Here is an 8,597-nt window from a genome sequence, read left to right on the forward strand (position 1 = left end):
CTGGCCAGCAGGGATGCAGGAATTATCATTGGGGGCATGACCACTCCACGCTGTTCGGCTCTCTTTTGTGCGGCCTTGGTGGCGGTTGCGTCCCTGCCTGCCGGGGCCGCGGCTGTGCCCACGCTCGCGCCCCAAGTGCTGTTTGATTTTGCCCGGCCCTTTAATGCCTCGCTCGTATTAACCACCGACGCGCAGACAACTCCGCAGACCGGCCGTGCGCTGGGGGTGGAAACCGGCGTCAAGCATCCGTATCCGGGGATTACGTTGAAGGCCCCGCAGGAGCGCTGGGATTTGCGCCGTTACCGCACGGTGGAGGTGGAGGTGAAAAACGCGGGCACCCAGGCAGTCACCCTCAATTGCCGGGTGGATAATCCGGGGGCGGATGGCCGGCAGAACTGCGCGAATGGCTCGCTGCGGCTGGAGCCGGGTGCCGCAGGGGTTTTGGCGGTGCCATTGAGCACCACGCCGTGGCGGTTGTCGGAGCCGCTGCCGTTGATTGGCATGCGGGGCGCGCCCGGCCAGGAGGAACGCCTTGATCCCGCCAACGTGACGCAGATTTTGCTTTTTGTGGCCAACCCCAAAACGCCGCATCGCTTTGAAGTCACCCAAATCCGGGCCACGGGTGGGGTGACCGTGTTGGACGCCAAAAAGTTCATTCCCTTCATTGATGAGTTTGGCCAGTTCATTCATGCGGACTGGCCCGGCAAGATTCATTCGGCGGCGGAGCTGGCCCAGCGTGCCCGGGCCGAGGCCGACGAGCTGGCGAAACTGCCGGGCCCGCCGCAGTGGAACCGCTATGGCGGATATGCGGGCGGGCCGCAGCTCAAGGCGACGGGCTTTTTTCGGGTGGAAAAGTACCAGGGCAAGTGGTGGCTGGTGGATCCCGAGGGCCGGCTGTTCTGGTCCCATGGCATGGATTGTGTGACGCCCTCGTCCAACACCCCCATCACTGATCGCGAGCACTACTTCCGGCTGTTGCCGCCGCCGGACAGCCCGGCAGGCCGGTTTTATGGGTGGGGCGGCAATGCGCCCCATGGTTATTACAAGGACAAGCCCCGTTTCCGCACCTATGATTTTGCCCAGGCCAATCTGCTCTTGAAATACGGGGACAACTGGCCGCAAGCCCATGCGGAGATCAGCCATCGGCGCCTCCGCAGTTGGGGGATGAACACCATCGCCAATTGGTCCGACGCCGCGATTTATGAGCTGCGCCGCACCCCCTACACGGCCAACCTCAGTTTTCGCTCGAAGCCGCTCGAAGGCTCCTCGGGCTACTGGAGCAAATTCCCCGATGTATTTGATCCGGAGTTCGCCCAGGGGATTCGCTCGGCCATGGAACGGCAGCGCGGTCGCGCCGCCGGGGATCCTTGGTGCATTGGATTCTTTGTGCACAATGAGCTGAGCTGGGGGGATGACACCTCGCTGGCGGTGGCGGCGCTGCAATCCCCGCCCGAGCAGGCCGCCAAACGGGTGTTGCTGGAGGATTTGCAGGCCAGGTATGGCACGATTGAAAAATTAAATGCGGCCTGGGAGGCCCGATACACCTCGTGGGACGACCTGCGCCAGAGCACCAACCGGCCCAATCTCAAGGCGGCCGGGGCGGATTTGCGCGCTTTTTACACCCGTTTTGCCGAGACGTATTTTCGCGTCATCCGCGAGGCTGTGAAGGAGGTGGCGCCGAATCAGTTGTACCTGGGCTGCCGGTTTGCGTGGGTTAACGACGCGGCGGCCACGGCGGCGGCCAAGTATTGCGATGTGGTGAGCTATAATCGGTACGATTACAGCGTGGCCAACCACCGTTTGCCCAACCAACTGGACCGGCCCACGATCATCGGGGAATTCCATTTTGGCGCGCTGGACCGCGGCATGTTTCACACCGGTTTGAAACCCACCGCCAGCCAGGAGGATCGGGCGCGCAAATACGCGGAGTATGTGCGGGGGGCCTTGCGCAATCCGCAAATTGTTGGCACGCATTGGTTCCAATATCGGGATCAGGCCACCACGGGGCGGTTTGATGGGGAAAACTATCAGATAGGTTTTGTGGACATCTGCGACACCCCCTACCCGGAGACCATCCGGGCCTGCCGGGAGGTGGGATATGACCTGTACCGCATCCGGCTGGCGGAATAGTAGGCCGTTGATGAACCGAAAAAGTTTTCCTGATTGCCTTGGGGCGCAGGATAGTTTTTAGTTGGTCAACCGAAGCATGTGGGACCTCAAACGCAAGCAACAATCTTAATATAGGCGGGGGCAAGGATATGAAGACGCTATTGGTCGTGGGCCAGCTTCCCAGTCTGGCCCAGGCAGTGGAGGCCGCGGTGGATGCCACGCGCTACCGGGTGGTGCATCGAACCGATTTGGCCGAGGCCGCCCCCTTGCTCAGCCATGGGCTGGCGGAGGTGTGCCTGGTGGATGCCGACGTGGCCGAGGTGCAGGGCTTGTGGCAGATCGAAAAGCTGCGCCAGCAGTTTCCCCAGGTGGCGGTCATCGTCTATTGCAGCCAGCAACCATGGGCCTTTGAGGAGGAGGCCTACCTCCATGGTGTTTCCCACGTGCTGGCCAAACCCGTGCGGGCCCGGTTGTTGAATGCCGTCCTTGAGCGCGTGATGGCCGAGAATGCGCCCGCCCCCCGCCCGGCGCCAGTGCCCCTGGCGCCCCCTCCTCCCCGTCCGGCGCCCCCTCCCAGCAGTGTCCCGCCGGCGGTGCCCGACTCGGTGCAGGTGCGGGCGTGGCAGTTGCTGCGCGATTTTTCGGCGGTGTTGACCCATTCCTTGTGCGCTGAGGCCCTGATGCGGCAGTTTCTGCAATTCCTGCGGGAGAACCTGGGCATTAACCGGGCGGCGGTGTTTCTTCGCGCCCCGCCGGCGGTCTTTGGCCAGACGCTGGCCGCCACGGACCGCGAGGCCCTGCGCAGCGCCGGCTCCGTGGGGCTGCCGGCGGGGCTGCTGGATCATTTTCAACTCTCCCTGGCCAGCGGCGTGGGCGGTTTCATCGCCAAAACGGGCCGCATTTTGCGCAAGGAGACGCCCGAAGCGCAGCAGGACCCCGAAACCTTGAAGGAGCTGGAGGTGCTGGGGCTGCAGGTGGCGGTGCCGGTGATGGACCGCGATTCCCTGCTGGGCGTGGCGGTTTTTGACGGGCATCTGACCGGCGAAAGCCTTTCCAATGACGAGCTGGAGCTGATTTATCACCTGCTCGGCGAGCTGGGCCTGACCATCCGCAACATCTGGCTGCACGAGCAACTGGCGGCCAACCATGCCATCGTCAGTGAGATTTTGCAGCAGCTCAACAGCGCCTGCGTGGTGGTGGGCCGTGACCTCACTGTCCTGCAGGCCAACAAAAAGGCGCGCTCGCTCTTCCAGCGCGGCGGCTCGCGCACGGGCGAGTTTGAATTCAGCGAGCTGCCCCAGATGCTGGGCAGCAAGGTGTTTCTGGCGCTCAAGACCGGCTCCGGGGTGGCCCCCTTCCGGTATCATCCGCCGGAGCGGCCCGGGGCGGTGTACAGCGTCAGCATCACGCCCTTCTACAAGGAAGACCAGTCCCAGCCCAGCGCCGTGCTGCTGCTGGTGGATGACCTGACCGAAACCGAGCAGGTGCAGCGCCTGGAGCGCGAGAATGAGCGGCTGCGCCTCCTGCGGGAGGTCTCGGCGCGGTTGTCCCACGAAATTGGCAACGCCCTGGTGCCGCTGTCCATTCACCAGCAACTCCTGGCCGAGAAATATGATCAGCCGGAGTTTCGGGCCTCGCTGGACCAGGCCCTGGCTGAAGGAGTGCGGCGCATCGTCCGGCTGGTGGCGCAGATGAAGCTCATGACCCGCGAGCGGCCGGAGCAGGGCGAGTCCATTCCCCTGGAGTCCCTGCTCAATGAAGCCACGCAGCAGGCGCAACAACATTGCGGCAGCCGGGCCCGCCAGGTCCACTTTGAGCCGCTGGCCAAACCGGTTTTTGTGCAGGGCGACCGCGCGGCCTTGCGGGATGCGCTGGCTGAAGTGCTCATCAACGCCCTCCAGGCCAACCCCCAAAACCCGGAAGTCTGGATTCGTGCCCGCCTGGAATCGGCGGGCGCTGAAGGCCCCTGGGTGAACATCGAAGTGCGCGACAACGGCGCCGGTTTTACGCCGGAAGCTCTGGCGCGGTTGAACGAGCCTTTCTTCTCCACCCGCACCACCGGCCTGGGCCTGGGGCTGACCGTCTGCCGGCGGGTCATTGAGGGCCATCGCGGGCGCCTGGAAGTGCCGGTGGAAAGTGAATCGCCGGGCGGCTGTGTGCGCATCAAACTGCCTTTGATGACCAATTAACGGCGCCGTCCCACCGGCGGCCGGGGGTTTTATGCCAGCCCAGCACCCTGCCCACCCGCTCAAAGTCGGCCTGTTTGGCATTGGCTTGGAGGCCTACTGGCCGCAGTTCAAAGGCTTGAAACGCCGCCTGCTCGGTTATCTGCGGGTGGTCGAACAGCGGCTCCAGCGGCCCGGGGTGGAGCTGGTGTCGCTGGGGCTGGTGGATACGCCGGAAAAGGCCTTGGCTGCAGGACACCAGTTTCGCCAGGCCGATGTGGACTTGATTTTCCTCTACGTCACCACCTATGCCCTTTCGTCCACCGTCCTGCCCGTGGTGCGGCGCGCGCGGGTGCCGGTGATTGTGTTGAACCTTCAGCCGGGGGACGCCCTGGATTATGCCTGGTTCAATCAACTGGGAGATCGCACCCGCATGACCGGCGAATGGCTGGCGTGGTGTTCGGCCTGTCCTGTGCCCGAGCTGGCCAATGTCTTCACCCGGGCCGGCATTCGTTTTCACCAGGTCACGGGCCGGCTCGAAGGGGATGAGCTGGTGGCGCGGGAGTTGGAGGAATGGCTTGAGGCCGCGCGCGTGGCGCACGTGATGGCCCACAATCGCGTGGGGTTGATGGGCCATTATTATGGCGGCATGCTGGACATCGCCTCGGATTTGACCACGCATTGCGCCTGTTTTGGCAATCATTTCGAGCACCTGGAGGTGGACGAACTGAGCGCCCTGCGCCGCGCGGTCACCGCCCGGCAAATCCGGCGCCGCGTGGCCGAGTTTCACGCGCACTTTGACATTGAACCTGATTGTCCCGCCGCCGAGCTGGAGCGCGCGGCGCGGACCTCCGTGGCCCTGGATCAACTGGTGGCGCGGCATCGTTTGGGCGCGCTGGCCTATTACTACATGGGCACCGGCAACGCCGAAAACGAGGACGCCATCAGTTCCATCATCCTGGGCAATTCCCTCCTCACCGCCCGCGGCGTGCCGGTGGCCGGGGAATATGAAATCAAAAACGTGCAGGCCATGAAGATCCTGGACACCCTGGGCGCGGGCGGGTCGTTCACCGAATATTACGCGGTGGATTACCGCGATGAGGTGGTGCTGATGGGCCACGACGGGCCCGGCCATATTGCCATTGCCGAGGGCAAAACCAAAGTGCGCCCCCTGCGTGTCTATCACGGCAAGGTGGGCCGCGGCCTTTCCGTGGAAATGAGCGTGCGCCACGGGCCGGTGACGTTGCTCTCGGTGGTGGAAGCGGGTCCCGGCCGCTTGAAGCTCCTGGTGGCTGAGGGCGAATCTGTGCCGGGGCCCATCCTGGAAATCGGCAACACCAACAGCCGTTACCGCTTTCCCCTGGGTGCCCGCGGCTTCATGGAAGCCTGGAATGCGCACGGCCCGGCCCATCATTGTGCGGTGGGCGTGGGGCACCTGGCCGGCAAGCTCGACAAACTGGGACGGCTGCTCGATCTGGAAGTGGCCCGCGTGTGCTAGCGGCAATAATCCGCCAGGGCGGCCGCCACCTCGGTGGATGCCAGCGACGCCGGCCCCTCACGCCATGGATGCGGCGCCAGCAACACCGGATAATCTGCTTCCATCGCCGGAATGGCGCCATGCGAGCCTCGGACCAGCGAGGCTTCCAGTGGTATCACATCCATGAGCATCCGGAAGCCCAGCTTTTTTTGCAACAGCCGCCAGCCGATTTTAAGCCGGGGAAAACGCAGGGCGGGATTCAGGAATAATTCCACCGGGTCATAACCGGGCTTGCGGTGAATATCCACCGTCCGCGCAAAGTCCGGCGCGCGGGCGTCGTCGAGCCAGTAATAATATGTGAACCACGCGCGCGCCGCCGCCACCGCCACCAGATCGCCGGCGCGGGGATGCCGCAGGCCGCAGGCAGCCAGCTCCTCCGGCCCCAGCACCTGCGCCACCCCGGGCGTCTTTTCCAGGAGCCGCCGCACGACGGAAATGTCGCCGGCATTTTTCACATAAATATGCGCCACCTGATGATCGGCCACGGCAAACGCCCGGCAGGCCCCGGCGTCGAGCAGCTCCCGCCCCAGCTCCTCTTTCACCACCAGCCAGCCCTCCTGCCGCAGCACGCGATTCACATGCACCGGTTGCTCCACCGGCACCAGGCCGTACTCCGAGAGCACCACACAGGCAACCCCCCGTCCGGCAAAGAAATCCAGCAGCTCGCCCGCAATTTCATCCACCCGCCGCAAGTCCTCCTGTACCACGGCCGCCTCCGGGCCGTGGCGCTGCAAATTGTAATCCAGGTGGGGCAGGTAAATCAGATGCAGATGCGGTTGAAACTGGCGCTCGATCCATTGCGCTGCGGCGGCAATCCACCGGCTGGCCGCGTCAGGCGGCCCCTGCGGGGATGGCACCCCGGCGGCCGGCCCCCAGAAGGTGGGAAACGGGAACTCGCCCAAATCCCGCTTGAGCTGGGGCTTCAACTCATACGGCCAGGTGTAGATGTCGAAAATCTTGCGGCCGTCGGCGGGATACATGGGGCGGGGCGTGATGCTCCAGTCGGCGCTGGAATACATGTTGAACCACCAAAACAGCTTGGCGCAGGTGAAGCCCGGGTGCTGCTGGCGCAGGCGCTCCCACATTTTGGGGGCGGTGACCAGATGATTGGATTGCTTCCAGAAATGCACCTCGGCCAGCTCGCGCTGATACCACCCATTGCCCACAATGCCATGTTGGGCGGGCAGGCAGCCGGTGAGATAATTGGCCTGCGCGGTGCACGTCACCGCCGGGAAGGCCGGTTGGATGAGCGCCTGCCAGCCCCGCTGCCCCCAGCGAAAGAGCCGCGGCAGATGGCCGGATTGCAGCAGGCGGGAGGTCAAGCCCACCAGATTGATGACGGCGAGCCGCTGCATGGCTCAACGCAGGATAACTCAACACCCCTTGAGGCTCCAGAGACTTTTAACCCCGGCGGGTCTTCGCCGGCTCGCGCCATTTCAGAATGTACTCGCGCTGCTGCGGCGTTTCCGGCGAGTCTGGAAAGTACTCGGACTTTTCCACGGTTTTCCACAACCGGGCCAGCTCCTGCAGGGCCTGCTCGCCCGTCATGCCGTGCCGCACCAGGTAACAGCCCACCACCACCCCGGTGCGCCCGATGCCGCCCCAACAGTGCACGTACACCAAACGGCGCTCGGCAATTGCGCGGTCAATCACGTTCAATATTTGCACCATGTAATCCGGCGTGCGGGGCACGCCCGCATCGGGAATCGGCAAGCGCTGATAAATGGGCATCAGCCCCAGCGCCTGCGATTCCTCATATAGAAAATATTCATACGAACGCAGCTCCCCCGGCACGGTGAGATCGAGGAAAAAGTTCACCCCCGCTTCCAAATAAGCGCGCAGGCGTACCCGGGCTTTTGCCGAACGCTGATGGCTGGGATATTCCCCGGCCATAAGCTTGCCCGGCTTGACCCAGTAGGTGTTGGGATTAGGTAACCTATATGGATTATCCCGGCCCATCGGCATGGGCAAACGTATTCACATTTCCGAAATACCCGCAAGGGAAAATAAAAAAACAAACGCACCATCCTGGTCTCGGGGCGCGCACGCGTCCCGCGTGCCGGCTTCGGCGTACCCGCCGAAGCCAAAGCTATGCTCCAATGATTAACAAATTGGCATGATACTCCCCATTTTGCACCTTCGGCTGCGACTATCCGGCTTTGCATTTTGCATTTCCCTATTCCCCTAAATGGCCTTGAAGGAAGTGAGGTTTTGGAGGATATTGGCTTCGGCTCAGCCGGAAACCATGCAAGCGTGGGGAACCATCGGCACGTATGAAGCCAGGGAGGAGGCAAAAACCATCCCGCAGGATTCCTCTCCTCAGGATGATGATTGCAACGTGGGCGGGCTGCTGGCGACGGTGATTCATAATGGGCCGGATGCGGGGGTGTATTTTCCGGTTTATGATGGGAATGGGAATGTGATGGGGTATGTGGGGGGGGCGGATGGTGTGTTGGTGGCGCAATACGAGTACGGCCCCTTTGGCGAACCCCTCCGCGCCACCGGCCCCCTCTCCCAGACCTTCAACTACCTCTTCTCCACCAAATACCACGACTGGGAAACCGGCCTCCTCTACTACGGCCATCGCTACTACAATCCCACCTCCGGCCGGTGGCCAAACAGAGATCCCATCAATGAACCGGGCCGCAAACTTCTCAGAGGAGAGCGTCCGAAGTATAGGGTGGACGGCGAGCTTATCGACGACATGCGCCTCGACGAGGAAAAGAACCTCTACCACTTCGTTTTCAACGACCCGATAAGCCGTTACGACTACCTTGGGCTTGGTC

The 8,597-nt window shown here is 63.1% G+C and carries 6 protein-coding genes; 4 read left to right on the plus strand and 2 right to left on the minus strand.

Annotation, left to right across the window (positions count from 1 at the left end; genetic code table 11):
- The first annotated feature begins 36 nt into the window (after window positions 1–36).
- The 3 genes from N3J91_01180 to N3J91_01190 all read left to right on the plus strand — a co-directional run bounded on the left by N3J91_01180 (window position 37) and on the right by N3J91_01190 (window position 5,772).
- Window positions 37–2,130 (plus strand): beta-galactosidase, encoded by a 2,094-nt coding sequence (locus N3J91_01180; GenBank protein ID MCX8155058.1) that lies wholly within the window; start codon window positions 37–39, stop codon window positions 2,128–2,130.
- 128 nt (window positions 2,131–2,258) lie between these two features.
- A complete protein-coding gene (locus tag N3J91_01185; GenBank protein ID MCX8155059.1) occupies window positions 2,259–4,298 on the plus strand; it encodes an ATP-binding protein in 2,040 nt (679 codons plus the stop codon).
- Window positions 4,299–4,329: 31 nt separating this feature from the next.
- A complete protein-coding gene (locus N3J91_01190; GenBank protein ID MCX8155060.1) occupies window positions 4,330–5,772 on the plus strand; it encodes an arabinose isomerase in 1,443 nt (480 codons plus the stop codon).
- On the opposite strand, the gene N3J91_01195 is transcribed toward N3J91_01190, so the two are convergent.
- The gene (locus N3J91_01195; GenBank protein MCX8155061.1) at window positions 5,769–7,166 is read right to left on the minus strand and encodes an alkaline phosphatase family protein; all 1,398 of its coding nucleotides are present in this window, start codon (window positions 7,164–7,166) and stop codon (window positions 5,769–5,771) included. The genes N3J91_01190 and N3J91_01195 overlap by 4 nt on opposite strands.
- Window positions 7,167–7,212: 46 nt before the next feature.
- Window positions 7,213–7,704, minus strand: a complete 492-nt coding sequence (locus N3J91_01200) for a phosphatase (GenBank protein ID MCX8155062.1) — start codon at window positions 7,702–7,704, stop codon at window positions 7,213–7,215.
- 352 nt (window positions 7,705–8,056) lie between these two features.
- On the opposite strand from N3J91_01200, the gene N3J91_01205 reads away from it, so the two are divergent.
- Window positions 8,057–8,597, plus strand: a 541-nt coding sequence (locus N3J91_01205) for an RHS repeat-associated core domain-containing protein (protein ID MCX8155063.1), incomplete at its 3' end; no start/stop codon positions are given.

The sequence above is a fragment of the Verrucomicrobiia bacterium genome, assembly GCA_026414565.1.
Lineage (GTDB): Bacteria > Verrucomicrobiota > Verrucomicrobiia > Limisphaerales > Fontisphaeraceae > Fontisphaera.

What these genes read in the sequence shown, in the direction of transcription:
- N3J91_01190 (MCX8155060.1), top strand. Translation starts at nt 4,330, where the DNA reads ATGCCAGCCCAGCACCCTGCCCACCCGCTCAAAGTCGGCCTGTTTGGC.
- N3J91_01200 (MCX8155062.1), bottom strand. Translation starts at nt 7,704, where the DNA reads ATGGCCGGGGAATATCCCAGCCATCAGCGTTCGGCAAAAGCCCGGGTA.
- N3J91_01195 (MCX8155061.1), bottom strand. Translation starts at nt 7,166, where the DNA reads ATGCAGCGGCTCGCCGTCATCAATCTGGTGGGCTTGACCTCCCGCCTG.
- N3J91_01180 (MCX8155058.1), top strand. Translation starts at nt 37, where the DNA reads ATGACCACTCCACGCTGTTCGGCTCTCTTTTGTGCGGCCTTGGTGGCG.
- N3J91_01185 (MCX8155059.1), top strand. Translation starts at nt 2,259, where the DNA reads ATGAAGACGCTATTGGTCGTGGGCCAGCTTCCCAGTCTGGCCCAGGCA.